Genomic DNA, 19,571 nt, shown 5'->3' with positions numbered 1-19,571 from the left:
AATGGACGGCCGGCGCGGGCCTCGGGGCCCGCGCCGGATCGGAAACTCGTCGCGCTCAAGGCTGCGCATAACCTGCTTCGCGCTGGGCCCGGATCGCCAGGATCAGGACAGTATCGAACTCGCTCAGATATCGGTACAGCGCCACATAGCCGCTGGCGTCGCGGCCGATGACCAACTCCCGCAGTTCGGCTTCGGCCGGCCGGCCGATCAGCGGATTGTCGGCCAATATGTCGATCGCGCGCACGATGCCACCGACGCGCTCCTCGCGGCTTGCCGCATCGTGGCGGTCCAGGTGATCGACAATCCGGGCGAAGTCCTCCGCCACGGCGGGCGCCAGGACGATTCGGGTCACCGCTCGCGCCCGACCGACTTATTCGCCGAGGCCGGCGCGCTCTCGCCGCGCGCGCGGCGCGCGAGGTAGTCGCGCATGTCGCTCCATTCCAATGCCTGTCCGTCGGCGACGAAGCTGTGCCAGCGCTGTTGCGCTTCATCCAGGAACTGCGCGCGGCGCTCGGCCTCGCCGACTTTTTCCTCAAGCGCACCGAGGATGAAACCGTGCGGGGTGGTGCCGGCGCGTTCGGCGGCGTCGGCGATGCGCGACTTGAGCTCGTCGCTGAGGCGGATGGTGGTGGTGGACATGTAGGTCTCCACGCGACGGACTGGAGGCGACTGTAGCACTTTTGTGTCACTCACGAAAAAGCCGCCCGAAGGCGGCTTTTCGCAGGCCCGGCCGGACGAACCCGGCCGCGCCGATTTACTTGGCCAGACGCTTGGCGATCGCCGCGCCCAGGTCGCCCGGCGACTTGACCGTGGTGACGCCGGCCTTTTCCATCGCCGCGAACTTGCCTTCGGCCGTGCCCGAACCGCCCGAGGCGATCGCGCCGGCGTGGCCCATGCGCTTGCCCTTCGGCGCCGAGGCGCCGGCGATGAAGCCAACCACCGGCTTGGTCACGTACTGAGCGATGAACTCGGCCGCTTCTTCCTCGGCCGAACCGCCGATCTCGCCGACCATGATGATGCCTTCGGTCTGCGGATCGTCCTGGAACCACTTCAGCGCGTCGATGAAGTTGGTGCCGTTGATCGGGTCGCCGCCGATGCCGATGCAGGTCGACTGGCCCAGGCCCACATCGGTGGTCTGCTTGACCGCTTCATAGGTCAGCGTGCCCGAACGCGAGACGATGCCGATCTTGCCCGGCTTGTGGATGTGGCCCGGCATGATGCCGATCTTGCACTCGCCCGGAGTGATGACGCCGGGGCAGTTCGGGCCGACCAGGACCACGTCCTCGTAGCCGTTGAGGGTGTTCTTCACCCGCAGCATGTCCAGCACCGGGATGCCCTCGGTGATGCACACGATGACCTTGATGCCGGCGTCGGCCGCTTCCAGGATCGCGTCGGCCGCGAACGGCGGCGGCACGTAGATGACCGAAGCGTCGGCGCCGGTCTCGTCGACGGCGTCGCGCACGGTGTTGAAGACCGGCAGGCCCAGGTGCTGGGTGCCGCCCTTGCCCGGGGTCACGCCGCCGACGACCTTGGTGCCGTACTCGAGCATCTGTTCGGCGTGGAAGGTGCCCTGCGAGCCGGTGAAGCCCTGCACGATCACTTTCGTGTTCTTGTTGATCAAAACGGACATGTCATTAGCCCCTTACTTGCCAGCGACGGCGGCAACCGCCTTCTTCGCGCCATCGTTGATGTTGTCGGCCGGGGTAATGGCCAGACCCGAATTCTTCAGCAGTTCCTTGCCGGCTTCCACGTTGGTGCCTTCCAGGCGCACGATCACCGGCACCTTGACGTCGACTTCCTTGACCGCGGCGATGATGCCCTCGGCGATCATGTCGCAGCGGACGATGCCGCCGAAGATGTTGACGAAGATCGCCTTGACCTTGTCCGAGCTCAGGATGAGCTTGAACGCCTCGGTCACGCGCTCCTTGGTGGCGCCGCCGCCGACGTCGAGGAAGTTGGCCGGCGAGCCGCCTTCGAGCTGGATGACGTCCATCGTCGCCATGGCCAGGCCGGCGCCGTTGACCATGCAGCCGATGTTGCCGTCCATGGTGACGTAGTTGAGGTCGTGCTGGCTGGCCTTGACCTCGGTCTCGTCTTCCTGGCGGATATCGCGCATGTCGGCGAGATCCTTGTGGCGGAAGGTCGCGTTGTCGTCGCTGTTGACCTTGCCGTCGAGCACGGCGAGGTCGCCGTTGGTGAGGATCGCCAGCGGGTTCAGTTCGACCAGCGCCAGGTCCTTCTCGTTGAACAGCTTGTACAGGCCCAGCATGATCTTGGTCAGCTGGCCGGCCTGCTTGGCGTTGAGGCCCAGGTCGAAGGCGAGCTCGCGGCACTGGTAGGCCTGCAGACCCTGCACGTAGTTGACGTGGATGGTCTTGATCGCTTCCGGGGTCTCCTCGGCGACCTTCTCGATCTCCACGCCGCCTTCGGCGGAGGCGATGAAGGTGACCGACTTGGTCGAGCGGTCGACCAGAACCGACAGGTACAGCTCCTTGGCGATGTCGGTGCCTTCGGAGATCAGCACCGTATCGATCGGCAGGGCGACGCCGGCCGACTGGTAGGTCTCCATCTTGGTGCCCAGCATGGCCTGGGCGTACTGCTTCACTTCGTCGAAGTTCTTGGCCAGCTTGACGCCGCCGGCCTTGCCGCGGCCGCCCGCGTGGATCTGGGCCTTGACCACCCACAGGTCGCCCGGGATGGCCTTGGCGGCCGCGACGGCCTCTTCGGGAGTGCGCGCAACGCGCCCGGCCGGCACTGCGATGCCGTAGTCGGCAAACAGCTGCTTTGCCTGATATTCGTGGAAATTCATGCGTCACCGAGGGGAGTGAAAGACGTCCCGCGCGGACGCACGGCCGGGGGCCGGAGCGGGCGCGAGGGGGCCGCATTGTCGCCGATCGCGGCGGGGCGAGCAAAACCCCAGGGGCTCGGGCCGACCGGCGGGGCCCGGTTTGCGGGGGTTCGGCGGCCCGGCGCGCGGCCCCGACAGCGGCGCAGCCGCGGCCGAATGCCGCCCGGGCCGTGCGGAACCGCCCCGGCCGCGGCCGCTGCGGCCAGATACGGCAAGACCGGCACGCTCCTGGCGCAACGCCTGGCCGCCGGCCGCGTCCGGCTTGGCACGTTCGGTCACCAAGTCGCCGCCCGTCCGCGCCGGCCAGCCGCCCTATACTGATCGATACTCCGCCCGCGCAGGGAAACCCGCTTGCCGTCAGGTCTCGCCCCCGTTACTCCGGCCGATGCCGACTCCGCGCTGCGCCGCGAACTGTATTTCTTCACCCTCTATCGCCTGCTCGAAGCGGCGCTGCTGGTGCTGTTCCTGTTCGGGCCGGTCGACAACCTGATCGCCGAGCCGCGCCACGACCTGTTCGCGCGTTCGCTGTCGCTGTCCTACCTGTTCATCGCCGGGCTGCTGTTCGTGTTCGGCCGCCGCGGCGACCTGCGCGCGCAGGTCTTCGCCGGCATCGCCTGCGACCTGTTCTTCGGCATCGCGTCCATCCACGCCCTGCCCGGCGCCGGCACCGGCATCGCCTTGATGCTGATGTTCAACGTCGGCGCGGCGGCGCTGCTGTTGCCTACCCGCTTCGGCATCGGTGCGGCGATCGTCGCCTGCCTGGGGCTGATCGGCGAATGGCTGTGGACCGAACTGGGCAACGAAGCGCTCGGCCGCACCATCGCCGAGCCGGTGATGTTCGCCCTGGGCTACCTGTCGATCGCGCTGCTGACCAACACGCTCGGCCGGCAGATGCGCGAGAGCCAGGAACTGGCCGAGCGCCGCGGCGCCGAGGCCGCCAACTACGCCGAGATCAACGAACTCATCATCCGCCGCATGCGTACCGGCGTGCTGCTGGTCGACGGCGAAGGCCGGCTGCGCCTGGCCAACGAGGCGGCGATGCTGCTGCTGGGCGACAACGGCGAGCACAACGGCAGCCAGCACGGCCATCGCGTGCTGGCGATCGCCTCGCCGGAGCTGTCGCGCCGGCTCGGCCGCTGGCGGGTCGAGGGCCGCCCGGACGAGAGCCCGCTGCGGCTGGCGCCCGACCTGCCGGAAGTGGTGCCGCGCTTCACCCGCCTGCTCGCCGGCAGCGACCAGACCCTGATCTTCCTCGACGACACCTCGCTGGTCTCGCGCCGCGCCGAATCGATCACCCTGGCCGCGCTGGGCCGCTTCTCGGCCAGCCTCGCCCACGAGATCCGCAACCCGCTGGCGGCGATCAACTACGCCGTGCAGCTGCTGGAGGAGTCGCGCGACATCGCCGTGTCCGACCGCCGCCTGCTCGAGATCATCCGCCAGCAGGGCTCGCGCATGAACGGCATCGTCGAGAACGTGCTCGGCATGGCCCGGCGCGAGCCGGCCAAGCCCGAGCACGTCGAGCTGATGAGCTTCGTGCGCCAGTTCGTCGAGGAATACCGCGCCAGCCACCCGATCGAACAGGACACCCTGCGCGCCACCGGCGCGCACGCGCAGGCGCCGGCGCTGGTCGATCCGCGCCAGTTGCACCAGGCGCTGACCGTGTTGGTGCACAACGCGCTGACCTACGGCCGCCAGCCCGGCGAGCCGGCGCGGGTCAGCGTGCACGTGTATTTCGACGAAGTCGGGCTGCCGGCGATCGACGTGCTCGACCGCGGCCCCGGTATTCCCGATTCGGTCGCCGAACGCCTGTTCCGGCCGTTCTTCACCACCTCCGCGCACGGCACCGGCCTGGGCCTGTACATCGCGCGCGAGCTGTGCCGCGCCAATCAGGCCTCGCTCGATTACGTCGCCGTGCCCGGCGGCGGCGGCTGTTTCCGCATCCGTCTGGCCGGCGCGAGCGCGCTGGCTTCGGTCTGAGCGGCAGTGTGACTGCGCGCACGGCAAGCAGAAAACGTGCCACTCGCGTCTTGGCCGCGACAGGTTTGTTAAGTTATCGTGGGCGGTGGAGGGCGCAATGGCTGAAACCCGTAGTGCATTGGTAGTAGACGACGAACGCGATATCCGCGAGTTGCTCGTCATGACGTTGGGCCGCATGGGCCTGCGTTGCGATACCGCGTCGGGCCTCAATGAGGCTCGCAGCCAGCTGCTGCGCAATCGTTACGATTTGTGCCTGACCGACATGCGCCTGCCCGACGGCTCGGGCATGGACCTGGTCGCCGAAATCAGCCAGAAGTATCCGAACACGCCGGTGGCGATGATCACCGCGTTCGGCAACGTCGAGGCCGCGGTGGAAGCGCTCAAGGCCGGCGCGTTCGACTTCGTCGCCAAACCCGTAGACCTGTCGGTGCTTCGCGATCTGGTCCGGCACGCGCTGGAACTGCACGAAACCCGGCGCAGCGCCAGCGAGGCGGTCGGCTCGCGCCTGTACGGCGAATCGCCGGCGATGATCAAGCTGCGCCAGACCATCGGCAAGGTCGCGCGCAGCCAGGCGCCGGTGTACATCGCCGGCGAATCGGGCGTGGGCAAGGAACTGGTCGCGCGCACCATCCATTCCGAAGGCGGGCGCGCCGACGGACCGTTCGTGCCGGTCAACTGCGGCGCGATCCCGGCCGAATTGATGGAAAGCGAGTTCTTCGGTCACAAGAAAGGCAGCTTCACCGGCGCCCATGCCGACAAGCCCGGCCTGTTCCAGGCCGCCGACGGCGGCACCTTGTTCCTCGACGAGGTCGCCGAACTGCCGCTGGCGATGCAGGTCAAGCTGCTGCGCGCGATCCAGGAAAAGTCGATCCGCCCGGTCGGCGCCCAGGCCGAGGTCACGGTCGACGTGCGCATCCTCTCGGCCACCCACAAGGATCTGGCCGCCCTGGTCGCCGAAGGCCGCTTCCGCCAGGACTTGTACTACCGCATCAACGTGATCGAGCTGCGCGTGCCGCCGCTGCGCGAGCGCCTGGACGACCTGCCCGGCCTGGCCGCGAAGATCCTCCACCGCCTCGCCGGCAACCAGGGCCGGCCGGTGCCGCGCCTGGGCGACGACGCGCTGGAGGCGCTGCGCGCCTACAACTTCCCCGGCAACGTGCGCGAACTGGAGAACATCCTCGAACGCGCCCTGGCCCTGGCCGAAGGCGAAACCCTCAGCGCCAGCGACCTGCGCCTGCCGCGCCTGGCCACCCAGACCGCTCCGGCCGCGACCGCCGCGCCCAGCGCCGGCCAGCCGCCGCAGCCGGCCGGCGCCGTCGACCCGCGCACGATCAGCCCGCGCGACACCGCCACCAGCGCGCTTCCTTCTTATATCGAAGAGATCGAGCGCGCCGCGATCCAGCAGGCGCTGCAGGAAAACCGCTACAACAAGACCCGCACCGCGGCGGCGCTGGGGATCACCTTCCGGGCGCTGCGCTACAAGCTCAAGAAGCTCGGGATCGATTGAGGGCGGGCGGTGGCGGCCGCAGGTCGCCACACTTCTTACTGAGTTGTTGCGAACACGAGACGCCGGGCCGCGAGGTCCGGCGTCTTCGTTTGCGGGCTCGGCCGGCGGGGCGGTCGCGGCGGATGGATCTTCCGAGGCCGTCGTCCGGGGGCTGGGCATTGGCGGACCCGTAACGCGGCGCGGCCTTCTGTCCGGGTTCAAGAATCCTCACCCCCTCGATCCGTCGCGCCTCGCGACCGCCACCACTCCACCGGCGCGCCCGAAGTCGACGCGCGAACATCTGCAGCGCTCGCGCTGGCATCGACACGAATCCTTCGCGATCGATCTTGTGCGAAGCCGACGACGGCATCGACGATCGCCGGTGCACGCGTGTTTTTCGAGTCATTCCATCAGTAAAAAAATTCATTCTTAGGCACATCTATCTCAAACCGAAATCCCGGCGATTCGTTGCGCCGGCAAGAGACATATCGAATACGCATTCACTACTACGTTCGTGGCGCAACGGTTCCACACTCCGTCGAATTGGCATGAGGTGTGCGTGGTACGAGTTGCACCAGCAATTCGCACGACCGTCGGAATCCCGCGGACGCTGCGCCTGCCGGCACGCAACGACCGACACTTCCTAAGGGAAACACCCATGAACAAGCAGCAAGGCTTCACCTTGATCGAACTGATGATCGTCATCGCGATCCTCGGCATCCTGATCGCCATCGCTCTGCCGGCCTATCAGGACTACACCGTGCGCACCAAGAACGCCGAGTGCCTGAACATCGCTGCTGCGGCCAAGCTGGCCGTGTCGGAAACGGCGCAAGATCGCGGCGGCCTGGACAAGGTCAACTCCAGCAACACCGGGTACGCTTTCAAAACCAGCAAGTACTGCAAGACTGTCGCCGTTGCCGCCCAAAACGGCGTCATCACCACGGAGGCTTCCGGCACCGGCGGCAATCCGATCGCCAAGTTCAGGCTGGAACCCACGTCCGATGACGGTCGCATCGATTGGAAGTGCACCGAAACCAACAGCGCCAAGAAGTCGCAGTTGCCGGCCGAATGCAGGGGCTGATCCGCGCGATCCCATCGCGGTTTCTTGAGTAGCGGATCCGGACGCCCATCGCGGCGCACCAGTCCGGATAAACAAAAACGCCGGCTCGCAAGAGCCGGCGTTTTTGTTTGGCGCGGAAGATCCACACGAGAACGTTCCACCGCCCCATAGCTTCCTATAAGCAGCAGCTTCTAACCCAGTCCGACCTAGGCCATCCTGCGCAAGCGGGCCGAGACAGCGTAGACCGGCCGCAACGCACCACACCCGCAGGACCGCCACGACATCCGGCACGAGCCGCCCGCGCCACGCCTGGCCGCCTGACTTACGACGCCCCCCATCCGCGGACCGCCAACTCAATCCGCTCCCCGCGGCCGCTACACAGCGATTAGTACGTATTGAATAGTCGGAGCCGAACGGATTGCGCCCGCTCGCATCGGCGTCGACCGCCTCGCTCGGTCACTCGCCCAATCGAACGCACACGACGCCCCAAGGTACCCGCTCAGCCACGTAGCCCGAAGCCCTGTTCAGCCGCCCGGTTTCGCCAAGTCCCTTCGCGACACGCGTCGCGAATGCGCACAGGTAGAAATTGCCGATAACGATCACGTTTCCGGGCCAGGGCCTCCCAACCTGACGCATTTGGTCACCGCCCGCACCTTCGGACTGACCCAAAGCGTCACCTCGCTCACCCCCTCCCACCCCCGTTGCGTGACTGCCCTAGCAGTTTCGTAGCGGGTGCCATCAGCGCCGCTACTTGGCACGGGTTGTGCGTAGTCCTTACGTGCACGAACAGTTGGCCAGGCACCTTCGATGGATCGAAAGCCGACACCTTCTGGCACGTGAAGCAACCAACACTCCTAGGGGATACACCATGAAGAAGCAGCAAGGCTTTACCCTGATCGAACTGATGATCGTCATCGCGATCCTCGGCATCCTGATCGCCATCGCTCTGCCGGCCTACCAGGACTACACCATCCGCACCAAGAACGCCGAGTGCCTGAACGTCGCCGCCGCCGCCAAGCTGTCGGTGTCGGAAACCGCTCAGGACCGTGGCGACCTGAGCAAGGTCACCACCACCAACACCGGCTACAGCTTCGTCGCCAGCAAGTACTGCAAGAGCGTTGCCGTCCAGGACGGCGGCGACATCCTGACCGTCGCGTCGGGCACCGGCGGCACCCCGGTCGCCGAGTTCAAGCTGCACCCGACCTTCAGCGCTGGCCGCATCGACTGGAAGTGCACCGAAACCAAGAACGCCAAGAAGTCGCAGCTGCCGGCCGAGTGCCGCGGCTAATAAGCTTCTCGCAACACGCTTAAGGCTCCAAAGAAACCCCGGTTCGCCGGGGTTTCTTCTAGGTGGACGCCCGAGCCCCGGGCAACCCGCCGCACCGGATCACCCCCCTGACGATCCCGATGTCCGCACGCTCCAGCATTAATCGAGAGTTGTAAGAGGCTCTACAGGGGTACCACCATGAAATCGCAATCGGGTTTCACCCTCATCGAGCTGATGATCGTCATCGCGATCCTCGGCTTGCTCATCGCAATCGCGCTGCCCGCCTACCAGGACTACTCCATCCGCAGCAAGAACGCGGAATGTCTCTACGTAGGCGCAGGCGCCAAGCTCGCCGTCGCCGAAGCGGCCCAGGACCTGGGCCAGCTCGCCCTGATCACCGTCACCTCGATTCCGTACAAGTTCAATGCGAGCAAGTACTGCGCTTCCGTGACGATAGAAGACCAGGGCGTCATCAAATTGGTGACCAAGGACACCGGCGGCGAAGCAGCTTCGATCCAGCTCAAGCCCACGGAAGGCAAGGGCCGGATCGAATGGCAATGCACCGAATTGAACGGAATTCCCAAGTCGCAACTGCCCGCCGAATGCAGGCTGTAGCGTCTACCCGGCAAATGAATGCTATAAACGACCCCGGCTTGTCCGGGGTTCGTTTTTTGGGGAGAACCGACCGACCGCAGCCGACCGTCATCGAACGCCAGACCATGTCCCAACTCAATTCGCGCCTGTTCTTCTACGCCTTCGCGCTACTCGCCATCGCGCTGTACTGGAGCGGACTGAAAGGGCCGTTCGTCTTCGACGATCCGCTCAACCTTGAACCGCTGGACCAATGGCTGAGCGGCCAGGCCAACGCACTGGAAATCGTCTTCGGCAACCAGTCGGGCATGCTCGGCCGTCCGGTATCCATGGCCAGCTTCTGGTTCAGCGCGGCCACCGGCGGGTTGCGGCCGTTTCCGTTCAAGTTCGGCAACCTGCTGCTGCACATCGCGTGCGCGGCACTGGCCTGGCAGGTGGCGCGGCGCATGCTCGCGCGCGACGAAAAGCTCGCACCGCATGCGGAAAAGATCGCCGTCGCCGTCGCCGCGCTGTGGCTGATCCACCCCATCAACGTCAGCACCGTGCTGTATGCGGTGCAGCGCATGGCGCAGCTCAGCGCCTTCTTCACCCTGGCCGCGCTGTGGGTGTATCTGTCCGCGCGCGTGCGCCTGGAAAACGGCGAAACCCGCGCGGCCGCGCTGCGGCTGTTCCTGTGGTTCCCGCTGATGCTGGCGCTGGGCGCCTTCAGCAAGGAGAACGCGGTGGTCGCGCCGGCGCTGTGCCTGGTGCTGGAGATCGCCTACTTCCGCAACCCGTCTTCGCGTCCGGCGCTGATCAAACTCTTCTACGCCGCGCTCCTGCTGCTGCCGGCGATCGCCGGTACGCTGCTGATCCTGCGCCACCCCGAACATTTCCTGGTCGGCTACGAAGCGCGCGACTTCACCCTGGTCGAGCGCCTGCTGAGCCAGTCGCGCGCGCTGATGCAGTACATCGCCCAGATCTTCTGGCCGCGCGGCGCCGTGATGGGCGTGTACACCGACGACTTCCCGATCTCGCACGGCCTGCTCTCGCCGGCCACCACGCTGGCGTCGCTGCTCGCGCTGGCCGCCATCAGCACGGCCGCCATCGCGTTCCGACGCAGGGCGCCGAGCTTCTTCGCCGGCTGGTTCTTCTACCTCGTCGCCCAGGGCGTGGAATCCACGGTGTTGCCGCTGGAGCTGTACTTCGAACACCGCAACTACCTGCCCAGCATCGGCCTGTTGGTGGCCGTGGCCGGGCTCAAGGATCTGTTGCCGGCGCGTTGGCGTTTCGACCGGCCCGCTTACCGCATCGCCCTGCCCGCAGCGTTCCTGATCGCGGCCGGCGGGTTTTCCTGGGTCACCTGGAATCAGGTGCAGATCTGGCGCAGCGAGGACAGCCTCACCCGCAACGCGATCGCGCAACATCCGCATTCGCAGCGCGCGATCATTTCAGCGGCGTCGCTGGCGATGAAGGGCGGCGATTTCGCCCAGGCGCGGGCATTGCTCAAGCGCTATACCGACGACCCGATCCTCAGCCACCGCGCCACCGGCTACATCAGCACCATCGCTGCCTCGTGCTGGGAAAACAAAAGCGGCGACCCGGCCGAACTCGACCGCGCGGCCGCCCACTTCGCCGCGCCGGTGCGGCTGCAGGATTCGCTGTCGTTCCGCTATCTGCTGGAGATGGTCGACCAAGGCACTTGCGGCACGCGCGTCGACAACGCCCGCATCGCCGCGGCCATCGACAAGATCCTGCAAATGGCGTCCCGGCAGGACGAAACTTCCAAGCCCAAGTGGCTGCTGCGGATCATCGCCGCCACCGCCTACACCCGCTCTGGCGACTGGATTCGTGCGCAGGAACATGCGCGGCTGGCCTGGAACCGCGCTGCGGATCCGGCGGTCGGCGGATTGCTCGCCCGCATCTACATCCACAACGGGCACAAGCAGGATGCGATCCGCACCCTGGCTGAAGTCGAGGCCCGAGTGCGCGGCTTCGAGCGGGTCGCCCAAGGCGAACTCGAAGAGATCCGCGGACTGATCGCCAAGATGCCCGAGTGAGCGCGACCGCCATGCACCGTGCCGAAAGCGGGGCCGACTCCGTCCAGCCGCGCAAGATCAGTTGGTCGGCGATCGCGCTGTTTGCCGCCACCGCGCTGGTGTTCCTGCTCGGGTTCCGCTTCGACCAACCGCCGGCGGGCTACGACATCGACCCGTCCTGGGCCACCGTGGTCGCCTGGGGCGCGCAGCACGGCGCGCAATGGGGCCGCGATCTGGTCTTCACCTACGGCCCCCTCGGCTGGTTGAGCCCGCAGTTCAGCTATCTGCCCGAGATGCTGCCGGCCGCGATCGCCGGCCAGGTGGCCTTGTCCGCGGCGTACGCGCTGCTGTTCTGGTTCGCGTGTTCATCCCTCGCGCTGTGGCCGCGGCTGATGGTGCTCGCGCTGGTGGCCTGGTTCGGCACGGCCTGGGCGGGCGATGTGCTGTGGCTCACGCTCCACCCCATCGCGCTGCTCGCGCTGTGGCAAGTGCGCGAACGCGGCGCCGGTTTGCGCACGGCGCTGGCGGTCGTGGCCGGCATCGCCTGCGCGGTGCCGTGGCTGGCGAAGTTCAGCCTGTTTCCCTTGTGGCTGCTGTGGCTGCTGTGCGCACCGCTGACGATGGCGCGGCACGGCCGCAGCGGATGGCTGGCGGCCGGCGCCAGCGTAGCCGCCTCGCTGTTGTTGTGGCGCGTGCTCGGCCAGGAGTTTTCCGGGCTCGGGCGACACATCCATACCGCGTTGCAGGTAGCGGTCGGCTACGCCGATGCGATGCAGCGGCCCGGCGCGGCGGGCACCGACCTCATCGGCTATGTAGCGCTCGCCGTCGTGGTGGCGGCGCTGGCCGCGGCGTTCGTGCGCGCGAATCTGCGCTGGAACGAACGCATCGGCCTGTTCGCACTGATCGCCGCCACCGCGGCGCTGGCGTTCAAGGCGGCGTTCACCCGGGTCGATCCGACCCACTTGCTGGTGTTCTTCCCCACCGCAGCGCTGATGGCGGTGCTGGCCGGCGCGCTGGCCGCGCCCGCCGCGATCCGCCGCGCCGGCGCCGTCGCCGCGCTGATCTGCGCGCTGAGCGCATTCGCGCTGCCGGCGTTGCGCGCCGATCAGAAACTGTTCCTCGCCATCGGCGCATCCAGCGCCGACGCCGCTGCGCAGCGCGCGCTGGATCTGATCCTGTTGCCCATGCGCGCCGACGAATGGGCGCAAGCCGCGGCCAGGACGCGCAACGAGGCGGCGATGCCGCAGACCCGCGCCGCAGTAGGCGCGGACAGCATCGACATCATGTCGGTCGGCCAGGGCGTGCTGTTCCTCAACCGGCTCGACTACCGCCCTCGCCCGGTGTTTCAAAGCTACTCCGCCTACAGCCCGGAACTGACCGCGCTCAACCGCGACTTCATCGCCTCCGCGCGCGGCCCCAAGTGGATGCTGCTGGACTTGCGCGCCATCGACGGCCGGCTTCCGACCAGCGAAGACCCGCAGGCGTTCCTGCAGGTGCTGCAAACCTACACCCCTGACTCGGGCGAACGCGGCCTGTTGCTGATGCGCCGCGACGCGCAAGCGCAGGCGCGATCGCGCCCGCTCGGCGAGGCTCAGGCGCGCCTGGGCGAATTCGTCGACGTGCCCTCCAGCCCCGGCCGCATGCTCGCCGTCGCCATCGAGGTTCGGCCCACCGCCTGGGCGCGCGCGGCCTCGGCGCTGCAGCGCGCGCCGCAGTTGTACATCGACCTGGAACTCGACGACGGCAGCCAACACAGCTTCCGCATCGTTCCCGGCGCCGCGCGCGCAGGTTTCCTGCTGTCGCCGCATATCGACAGCACCCAATCGCTGTGGAACTGGCTCAAGGCCGGCGAAAGCAGACGCGTGAGCAAACTGCGCCTGCGCGGTGCGCACTGGCTGGGCCAGCCCGGTTTCCAGGCCAATTACACGCTGCGCTACAGCGAACCGTTGCGCTCCGAACCGGCGCCGCACTCCGCAGCGCAGTAAACGCGGGCACTGCCGCGCGCGCTCAGCCGTCGCGCCCGGGCGCGAACGAAAGGTATTTATGCCCGAGGTAGCTGGTGACCACCGGCACCGCGATCCCGATCGCATGCGCGATCGTTTCCGCATGCGTCGCGATTCCCAGCCACGGCAACACGACGCGGGCGAACAACAGGCTGATCGCGATGGTCTGCAACACCGCCGCCGCGTTGACCGCGACGAACCAGCCGATCTGCCGGCGCAACGCGCCGGCCGAGGCCTCGAACACGAACGCGCGATTGAGCACGAACGCGGTCGCCATGCCCAGGCCATAGGCGATCGCGATCGCTACTACATAATCCAGCCACCGGCTCAGCAGCAGGCGCGAGCCGAAGTTGACCGCGGCGGCGAAACCGCCGGCGGCCACGAACAAGACGAAGCGCCTGGAAACCATGGCCGCGCGCTCAACCGGCCAGCGCGGCCGCGGCCAGCTTGCGCCCGACCGCCACGCTCTCGTTGATCGAGCGGTCCTCCGGGTAGTAGTAGGAGGTATCGGCCATGTAGAACCCCTGCACCGGCGTCTTCATCGGCGGCAGCATCTCCTGGAAGCCCGGCGGGCAGATGGTCTGGGCGAAGTCGTAACGGTGGCAATGCCGGGCCAGCACCCACTCCGGCCGGAACTGCGGATTGATCGCAGCCAGGTAGCCGATCACCTCGTCGATCAGGCTGTCGTTGCTCGACGCCCACTTGGGATGGGTCTTGGGCATGTAGAACGGCGCGTAGACGATGCTGATGCCGCCGGACTCGGGATTGAGGTTGGAGTATTCGATCAGCCCCGGAATCTCGATCGCGCGGTCGCTGATGTTGGTCCAGAAGTTGCCGCTCAACGGCTGGCGCAACTTGAGGATCACGCAGGCCACCGGGATGTTCTCGATCTTGCGCACGCGCTCGGCGAACTGCGCCGGCAGCGCCGGCACCATCGCCGGCACGTACTGGATCGGCACCGTCGACAGCACCGCATCGCAGTCGCGATCCACGCCGGCCACGCGCACGCCGGTCACTCGCCCGCCGTCGACGTTGACTTGATCGATGCCCTGGCGCAGATGGATCGCACCGCCCAGCGCCAGGATCCTGCGCTCCATCGCTTCCAGCAAAGTCTCCGAGCCGCCCTCGATATAGCCCAGGCTTTCGTTGAACAGATTGCGCCGCGACAGCGCGATGCGCTTGATCCGGGTGCCGATCCACGCCGCCGACAGGCCCTCGGTGTATTCGAAGAACTTGAGCTCGAAGGTGCGCCGCCACAACACCTCATAGCCGCGCTCGCCGAGCCAGCGGCGCAGCCACGAGGTGGCATTGACCCGGTCCAGCGCGCTCCAGTCGCTGACGTTCTTGGTCGCCATCACATGCAGCGCATAGCGGAACTTGCTGATCGGATCGAGCTTGGGAAAGGCCAGCAGCGCCCACGGCGTGCCCCAGTCGTACAGGGCGCCGTCGTAGTAATAGCCCATCCGGGTGTCGGTCCACTTCAAACGCTCGGACAGCCCCAGCGACGCCATCAGTTCGAACAGCGCGTGGTCGGTCTTGCACACGAAGTGGTAGTAGCGCTCGATCTCGAGGCCGTCGAAATCGAAGCTCGCCGACATGCCGCCGATGCGGTCGTCGCGCTCGTAGAGGTCGACCCGGTGCCCGCGCTCGAGCAGCTCCATCGCCGCCATCAGCCCCATCGGCCCGGCGCCCACGACCGCATAGCGTTTTTTTTCTTCGCTCATCGGAACTTCATCGTCCTGGAAACGGCCGCGGCCGAGCGCTCAACGCTCGAGCACGATCTTGGAATAGACGGGATCGCAATAACTCTCGCGCACGGCCTCCTCGAAGCCGTGCTGGGCCACGCCGAACACCGCCGCGGTATCGACGCCGCTGAAATCGTCGCCCGCCGACAGCGCCTTGAGCTGGTCGGCGGTGAACGGCGGCTTGCGGCTGAAGACGGCGTAGGTGCGCAGCAGGAACGCGAACAGGCCGATGGGAATGTGCACGATCCAGGTGCGCAAGCGCTTCACCCGCTTGATCGTGCGGATGATGTCGACATAGTCGATGCGGGTGTCGCCGACGATGTCGTAGACCGCGCCGTCGGGCTCGCGCTCGATGCACTTGACCACGCAACGGCAGAAATCGCGCTCGTACAACGGCTGGCGCATGAACTTGCCGTCGCCGGGAATCGGAAACACCGGCGTGCGCGCCATGAAGCGCGACAGCCAGCCCAGGTGTTTGGGGTCGAACCAGCCGAACATCAGGGTCGGGCGCAGCACGCAGTGGCGCAGGCCGCTGGCGACGACCATCGCCTCCTGGCGTTTCTTGGTTTCGGTGTAGTCGTCCGCGGCCACCGAGTTCACCACCGACGAGCTGATGTGCACCAGGTAAGGCACCGCATGGCGCTTGCAGGCATCGAGCACGATGCCGGTCGCATCGACGTTGTGGCGCACGAACGCGCCGGCGTGCTTGCCGGTGATCTGCGCATGCAGCTGCACCACACAGGCGGCGCCGCGCAGGCTGTCTTCCCAGCGCGCCCGCTCGCCCGGCTCGGCCAGGTCGGCATGGATCGTTTCCACTTCGGGATGCAGCGCCTTCAGCACCGCCAGATTGCGGGCGTGCTTGTCGATCGCCACCAGCCGCGCATAGCCCTGCGCCTTGAGCTCGACCACGAGGTTCTGGCCGACCAGGCCGGCGGCGCCGGTCAGTACGATCTTGGCGTTCTTGTCGTTCATCGCGATGCGGTTACAGCTTGAGACGGCGGAAGACGGGTTCGGGAATCGCCCGGATGATCTGCATGATCGCCCACCAGAATCCCGGCAGATAGGCCACGCCGCGGCGCCGGTCGATCGCGCGCACGATGCCGCGCGCCACCGCATCGGGCTTGGCCCACAGCGGGCCCTTGGCGAAGGCCTGGGTCATCGGCGTGTCGACGAAGCCGGGCTTGATCGTCAGCACGTTGACGCCTCCCGCGCCCAGGCGCTGGCGCAGGCCGCTGAAGAATGCGCTCACCGCGGCCTTGGCGCTGCCGTAGACATAGTTGCTGGCGCGCCCGCGATCGCCGGCGACCGAGGAGATCGCCGCCAGCGTCGCGCCGGCCGCCAGCCGCGGCGCGATCGCCGTGGCCAGGGCGATCGGCGACAAGCCATTGGTCGAAAACTCCGCCAACGTCAGCGCGGCCGATCCCTCGCAGGCCTTCTGGTCCGACAAGGTGCCGTGCGCGATCAACGCCAGATCCACGCCGCCGAGCCGGGCCCAGGCCGCGTCCAGCATGGCCGCGTGCTGCTCGAACGCATTGGCGTCCATCGCATGGACTTCGGCGCCGGCCGCGCCGCGCACCCGCAGATCGGCGGCGATCGCCGCCAGCCGCTCGCGGTCGCGCCCGACCAGAAACAGCGACGCCCCGCGCGCGGCGTAGATCCGCGCGACCGCCTCCGCGATCGCCGAACCGGCGCCGATGATCAACACTCGCGTCATACCTGCTCCATCGCCCGGCGCCAAAAGCCGGAGGAAAATCGGGGGTCGATATAGTCCTGGAATTCGCGCCAGCGCGGATAGCTCGCGCGGAACAGCGCAGCCGACATGCGCGCGTCCTTGGCCGGATACACCGCACCTCCGGCCTCGGCCACGATCGCGTCCAGGCGTTCGAGCAGGGCGAAGGTCTGCGCGCCGTCGTTGGGGAAGTCCAACGCCAACGTGGTGCCTTCGCGCGGAAACGACAGCATGCCCAGCGACGGCCTGGCGCCGAACTCCTTGAGCACCGCCAGGAACGAGCCGCGGCCGCTGCGCGAGATCTGCGCGAGCATCGCCGCCACGCCTTCGCGCGCCTGCGCCGGCGGCAGCACGCACTGATGCTGGAGGAAGCCGCGCGGCCCGTACATGCGGTTCCACTCGCCGATGCCGTCGAGCGGATAGAAATAGCTCTGGTAACCGACTCGGTCGTGCCGCCGCGGCGCGCGCTGGCGGTGGTAATAGAACCAGTTGAACGGCCGCAGGCTGAGCCGGTTCACCAGCGACACCGGCGGCACCAGCGGCATCGCCAGCCGCGGCGGCGGCGAGGCCGGGCGCGAAGATGCCGCCGACGCATCGGCGGCCTGCGCAACGCAGTGTTCGGCCCGGATGAAGTGGCCGCGGCCGAGCGCGGCGCCGCGCGCCAGGCAATCGATCCAGGCCACCGTGTACTCGTGGGTCTGCGCCGATTCGGCCGACACGGCGAAGAATTCGTCCAGCCCGCCGAAGCGGATCGACTCGGCCTGCATCCACGGCCCGGCCACGCGCCGCAATTGCAGTTCGGCCCAAGTCACCACCCCGGTCAGGCCGAGGCCGCCGACGGTGGCGGCGAACCATGCATCGCCCCGCGCGGCATCGCCCGGCGCGCACAGCCGCCTCGCGCCATCGCTGCGCAGCAACTCGAAGCAACGCAGGTGATGGCCGAAACTGCCCCAGCCGTGGTGGTTCTTGCCGTGCACGTCGTTGGCGATGGCGCCGCCGACGGTGACATGGCGGGTGCCCGGCGTCACCGGCAGGAACCAGCCCTGCGGTAATGCCAGGTCGATGATCTCGGCCAGGGTGACGCCGGCTTCGCAGCGCAATACGCCGCTGTCGGCGTCGAAGGCGATGAAGCGGTCCAGGCCGCGGGTCTGCAGCAAGGTGCCGCCCGGGTTGAGGCAGCTGTCGCCATAGCTGCGGCCGTTGCCGTAAGGCAGCAGCGCGCCTTCGCAAGCCGGCAGCGGCTTGGCCCGGTCGCGCAACGGCGCCAGCCGCTGGCTGACGCGCGGAAAGCGGCCCCAGGACTGCCCGGCCTCGCTCATCCGATCGCGCCCAGCACCAGCAGGCCGCTCAGGCCGATCACGACCTGGCTGGCGCGGTCGGTCGCGGCGAACACCACCGGATCGTCGTCCATGCGGCCGCGATGCGAGGTGATCCACAGATGGCTGACCCAATAGAGCAACAACGGGCAGATCAACCACAGCACCTGCGGCCGCGCGTACAGCGCCAGGCTCTCCGGGCTGTTGATGTACAGCGCGAACACCAGCACCGCGAGGTAACCCGCGGCGCTGCCCAGCGACTGGATCAGCGGCAGGTCGTCGACCGCGTAGCCGCGGCCGTTGGCCTGGCTGCGGCCGTTGCCCAGGACCAGCATGAGCTCGGTGTAGCGCTTGAGCATGGCCAGGCTGAGGAACAGGAACATCGAGAACGCCAGCAGCCAGAACGACAAGGTCGCGCCGATGGCGACCGCGCCGCCGATGATGCGCACGGTGTAGAGCCCGGCCAAGGCGATCACATCGACCATCACCACGCGCTTGAGCCGCAGCGAATAGGCCAGGGTCATCGCGTAGTAGCCGGCCAGCACGCAAGCGAACAGCGGCCCCACGACCAGACCCAGAGCCAAGCCGATCGCGGCCAGCAACGGTGCGGCGAACAAGCCGTGCAGCAGCGGCAACGTGCCCGATGCGAACGGCCGCAGGCGCTTGCGCGGATGCTGGCGGTCGGCGTCGAGGTCGAGCAGGTCGTTGAGCAGATACACGCCCGACGCGCTCAGGCTGAAAGCGGCGAAAGCCAGCAGCGCGGCGACGATGGCCTGGGCGTCGAGGAAACGGTGCGAAGCCAGCAACGGCAGGAACACCAGCAGGTTCTTCAGCCATTGGTGCAGGCGCAAGGCCTTGATCCACGCGCGCGCGCCGCCGCCGGCCGGTGGCAGTTCGCGCGCGACCTGCGCCGCGCGCGCTGCGCGCGCGCGCAGCCCCGCCGGCGCGTTGACCACCCAGGCCAGGCGCGCGCGCGACCACACCGGCAAATCGGCGCTGGCGTTGCCCATGTAGTCGAAGCCGCGTTCGCCGAAGCGCTCCACCAACCGGCGCGCCTTGCTTTCGCCGGACAGATTCACCCCGTCCGCGCTGGCCAGCACCAATTCGAACAAACCCAGATGCGCGGCCACTTGATCGGCGAACTTGGCGTCGCTGGCGGTGCACAGCACGCGCGGCCGCGCCCGGGTGTCGCGCAGCGCCTGGATCACCCGCTCGTCGTAAGGCAGGCGCGCGGCATCGAGTTCGACCCGCTCGGCGATCTCGCGCTTGAGCGCGGCCTTGCCGCGCAGCAGCCACAGCGGCAGCAGGAACAGCAGCCAGGGTTTGCGCCCGAGCAGGGCCAGCGCCGATTCGTACAGCAGATCGGACTTGAGCAGCGTGCCGTCGAGGTCGACGCACAAGGCGACGCCGTCGTCGAGCTCGTTTGGAGGCGTGGCTGGCATTTGGGCTCGAAGATCCTGCACTCGAAGATCCTGCATCGGTCGGGTCGTCGCAAGGCTCGTCGCGCGAGCCGCTCGCACATAGTCTCGAT

Annotated in this window: 17 protein-coding genes; 7 read left to right on the top strand and 10 right to left on the bottom strand. The window is 67.6% G+C overall.

Annotated elements, in window-relative coordinates:
• Positions 1-55: 55 nt before the first annotated feature.
• From BLU84_RS02995 to sucC, 4 genes are all read right to left on the bottom strand, one after another.
• The gene (locus BLU84_RS02995; protein ID WP_074862723.1) at positions 56-352 is read right to left on the bottom strand and encodes a type II toxin-antitoxin system RelE/ParE family toxin; all 297 of its coding nucleotides are present in this window, start codon (positions 350-352) and stop codon (positions 56-58) included.
• Positions 349-639, bottom strand: a complete 291-nt coding sequence (locus BLU84_RS02990) for a hypothetical protein (protein ID WP_074863304.1) — start codon at positions 637-639, stop codon at positions 349-351. The genes BLU84_RS02995 and BLU84_RS02990 overlap by 4 nt, the downstream gene beginning before the upstream one ends.
• A 115-nt stretch (positions 640-754) precedes the next feature.
• Positions 755-1,630: a succinate--CoA ligase subunit alpha gene (gene sucD / locus BLU84_RS02985; protein WP_074862720.1), complete on the bottom strand. Its 876-nt coding sequence runs from the start codon at positions 1,628-1,630 to the stop codon at positions 755-757.
• A 12-nt stretch (positions 1,631-1,642) separates the two neighbouring features.
• Positions 1,643-2,809 (bottom strand): ADP-forming succinate--CoA ligase subunit beta, encoded by a 1,167-nt coding sequence (gene sucC / locus BLU84_RS02980; RefSeq protein ID WP_074862717.1) that lies wholly within the window; start codon positions 2,807-2,809, stop codon positions 1,643-1,645.
• A gap of 390 nt (positions 2,810-3,199) precedes the next feature.
• Between sucC and BLU84_RS02975 the strand changes: the two genes are divergently transcribed.
• The 7 genes from BLU84_RS02975 (at position 3,200) to BLU84_RS02945 (ending at position 13,232) form a co-directional block, all read left to right on the top strand.
• A complete protein-coding gene (locus BLU84_RS02975) occupies positions 3,200-4,825 on the top strand; it encodes a sensor histidine kinase (protein WP_074862713.1) in 1,626 nt (541 codons plus the stop codon).
• A gap of 97 nt (positions 4,826-4,922) precedes the next feature.
• Positions 4,923-6,332 carry a sigma-54-dependent transcriptional regulator gene (locus BLU84_RS02970; protein ID WP_074862710.1) on the top strand — a complete coding sequence of 470 codons (1,410 nt, stop codon included), beginning with the start codon at positions 4,923-4,925 and terminating at the stop codon, positions 6,330-6,332.
• Between the two features lie 637 nt (positions 6,333-6,969).
• Entirely contained in the window at positions 6,970-7,392 is a 423-nt protein-coding gene (locus BLU84_RS02965) for a pilin (protein WP_074862707.1), read from the top strand.
• An 847-nt stretch (positions 7,393-8,239) separates the two neighbouring features.
• Entirely contained in the window at positions 8,240-8,659 is a 420-nt protein-coding gene (locus tag BLU84_RS27670; protein WP_074862704.1) for a pilin, read from the top strand.
• 177 nt (positions 8,660-8,836) lie between these two features.
• On the top strand, positions 8,837-9,253 hold the full coding sequence (locus BLU84_RS02955) for a pilin (RefSeq protein ID WP_074862702.1): 417 nt from the start codon (positions 8,837-8,839) through the stop codon (positions 9,251-9,253).
• Between the two features lie 104 nt (positions 9,254-9,357).
• Positions 9,358-11,268: a hypothetical protein gene (locus tag BLU84_RS02950; protein WP_074862700.1), complete on the top strand. Its 1,911-nt coding sequence runs from the start codon at positions 9,358-9,360 to the stop codon at positions 11,266-11,268.
• Positions 11,265-13,232, top strand: coding sequence for a hypothetical protein (locus tag BLU84_RS02945; protein ID WP_074862697.1), 1,968 nt, complete (start codon positions 11,265-11,267; stop codon positions 13,230-13,232). Before BLU84_RS02950 ends, BLU84_RS02945 begins: the two co-directional genes overlap by 4 nt.
• Positions 13,233-13,254: 22 nt before the next feature.
• On the opposite strand, the gene BLU84_RS02940 is transcribed toward BLU84_RS02945, so the two are convergent.
• The 6 genes from BLU84_RS02940 to BLU84_RS02915 are packed head-to-tail and all read right to left on the bottom strand — an operon-like array spanning position 13,255 to position 19,482.
• Entirely contained in the window at positions 13,255-13,659 is a 405-nt protein-coding gene (locus BLU84_RS02940) for a GtrA family protein (protein ID WP_074862694.1), read from the bottom strand.
• 10 nt (positions 13,660-13,669) lie between these two features.
• Complete coding sequence (locus BLU84_RS02935; RefSeq protein ID WP_074862692.1) at positions 13,670-14,974, bottom strand: NAD(P)/FAD-dependent oxidoreductase; 1,305 nt, start codon at positions 14,972-14,974, stop codon at positions 13,670-13,672.
• 39 nt (positions 14,975-15,013) lie between these two features.
• The gene (locus BLU84_RS02930) at positions 15,014-15,967 is read right to left on the bottom strand and encodes an NAD-dependent epimerase/dehydratase family protein (protein ID WP_074862689.1); all 954 of its coding nucleotides are present in this window, start codon (positions 15,965-15,967) and stop codon (positions 15,014-15,016) included.
• Between the two features lie 10 nt (positions 15,968-15,977).
• The gene (locus BLU84_RS02925; RefSeq protein ID WP_074862687.1) at positions 15,978-16,709 is read right to left on the bottom strand and encodes an SDR family oxidoreductase; all 732 of its coding nucleotides are present in this window, start codon (positions 16,707-16,709) and stop codon (positions 15,978-15,980) included.
• Positions 16,706-18,043, bottom strand: a complete 1,338-nt coding sequence (locus tag BLU84_RS02920; RefSeq protein ID WP_074862686.1) for an FAD-binding oxidoreductase — start codon at positions 18,041-18,043, stop codon at positions 16,706-16,708. Before BLU84_RS02920 ends, BLU84_RS02925 begins: the two co-directional genes overlap by 4 nt.
• Positions 18,040-19,482 (bottom strand): UbiA family prenyltransferase, encoded by a 1,443-nt coding sequence (locus BLU84_RS02915; RefSeq protein ID WP_074862682.1) that lies wholly within the window; start codon positions 19,480-19,482, stop codon positions 18,040-18,042. Before BLU84_RS02915 ends, BLU84_RS02920 begins: the two co-directional genes overlap by 4 nt.
• Positions 19,483-19,571: the final 89 nt, after the last annotated feature.

The organism is Lysobacter enzymogenes (genome assembly GCF_900106525.1).
Classification (GTDB): domain Bacteria; phylum Pseudomonadota; class Gammaproteobacteria; order Xanthomonadales; family Xanthomonadaceae; genus Lysobacter; species Lysobacter enzymogenes.
This window is presented reverse-complemented; position numbering and strand designations above follow the sequence as displayed.

What these genes read in the sequence shown, in the direction of transcription:
- BLU84_RS02940 (WP_074862694.1), bottom strand. Translation starts at nt 13,659, where the DNA reads ATGGTTTCCAGGCGCTTCGTCTTGTTCGTGGCCGCCGGCGGTTTCGCC.
- BLU84_RS02965 (WP_074862707.1), top strand. Translation starts at nt 6,970, where the DNA reads ATGAACAAGCAGCAAGGCTTCACCTTGATCGAACTGATGATCGTCATC.
- BLU84_RS02955 (WP_074862702.1), top strand. Translation starts at nt 8,837, where the DNA reads ATGAAATCGCAATCGGGTTTCACCCTCATCGAGCTGATGATCGTCATC.
- sucC (WP_074862717.1), bottom strand. Translation starts at nt 2,809, where the DNA reads ATGAATTTCCACGAATATCAGGCAAAGCAGCTGTTTGCCGACTACGGC.
- BLU84_RS02920 (WP_074862686.1), bottom strand. Translation starts at nt 18,043, where the DNA reads ATGAGCGAGGCCGGGCAGTCCTGGGGCCGCTTTCCGCGCGTCAGCCAG.
- BLU84_RS02950 (WP_074862700.1), top strand. Translation starts at nt 9,358, where the DNA reads ATGTCCCAACTCAATTCGCGCCTGTTCTTCTACGCCTTCGCGCTACTC.
- BLU84_RS02990 (WP_074863304.1), bottom strand. Translation starts at nt 639, where the DNA reads ATGTCCACCACCACCATCCGCCTCAGCGACGAGCTCAAGTCGCGCATC.
- BLU84_RS02930 (WP_074862689.1), bottom strand. Translation starts at nt 15,967, where the DNA reads ATGAACGACAAGAACGCCAAGATCGTACTGACCGGCGCCGCCGGCCTG.
- BLU84_RS02935 (WP_074862692.1), bottom strand. Translation starts at nt 14,974, where the DNA reads ATGAGCGAAGAAAAAAAACGCTATGCGGTCGTGGGCGCCGGGCCGATG.
- sucD (WP_074862720.1), bottom strand. Translation starts at nt 1,630, where the DNA reads ATGTCCGTTTTGATCAACAAGAACACGAAAGTGATCGTGCAGGGCTTC.
- BLU84_RS27670 (WP_074862704.1), top strand. Translation starts at nt 8,240, where the DNA reads ATGAAGAAGCAGCAAGGCTTTACCCTGATCGAACTGATGATCGTCATC.
- BLU84_RS02970 (WP_074862710.1), top strand. Translation starts at nt 4,923, where the DNA reads ATGGCTGAAACCCGTAGTGCATTGGTAGTAGACGACGAACGCGATATC.
- BLU84_RS02925 (WP_074862687.1), bottom strand. Translation starts at nt 16,709, where the DNA reads ATGACGCGAGTGTTGATCATCGGCGCCGGTTCGGCGATCGCGGAGGCG.
- BLU84_RS02915 (WP_074862682.1), bottom strand. Translation starts at nt 19,482, where the DNA reads ATGCCAGCCACGCCTCCAAACGAGCTCGACGACGGCGTCGCCTTGTGC.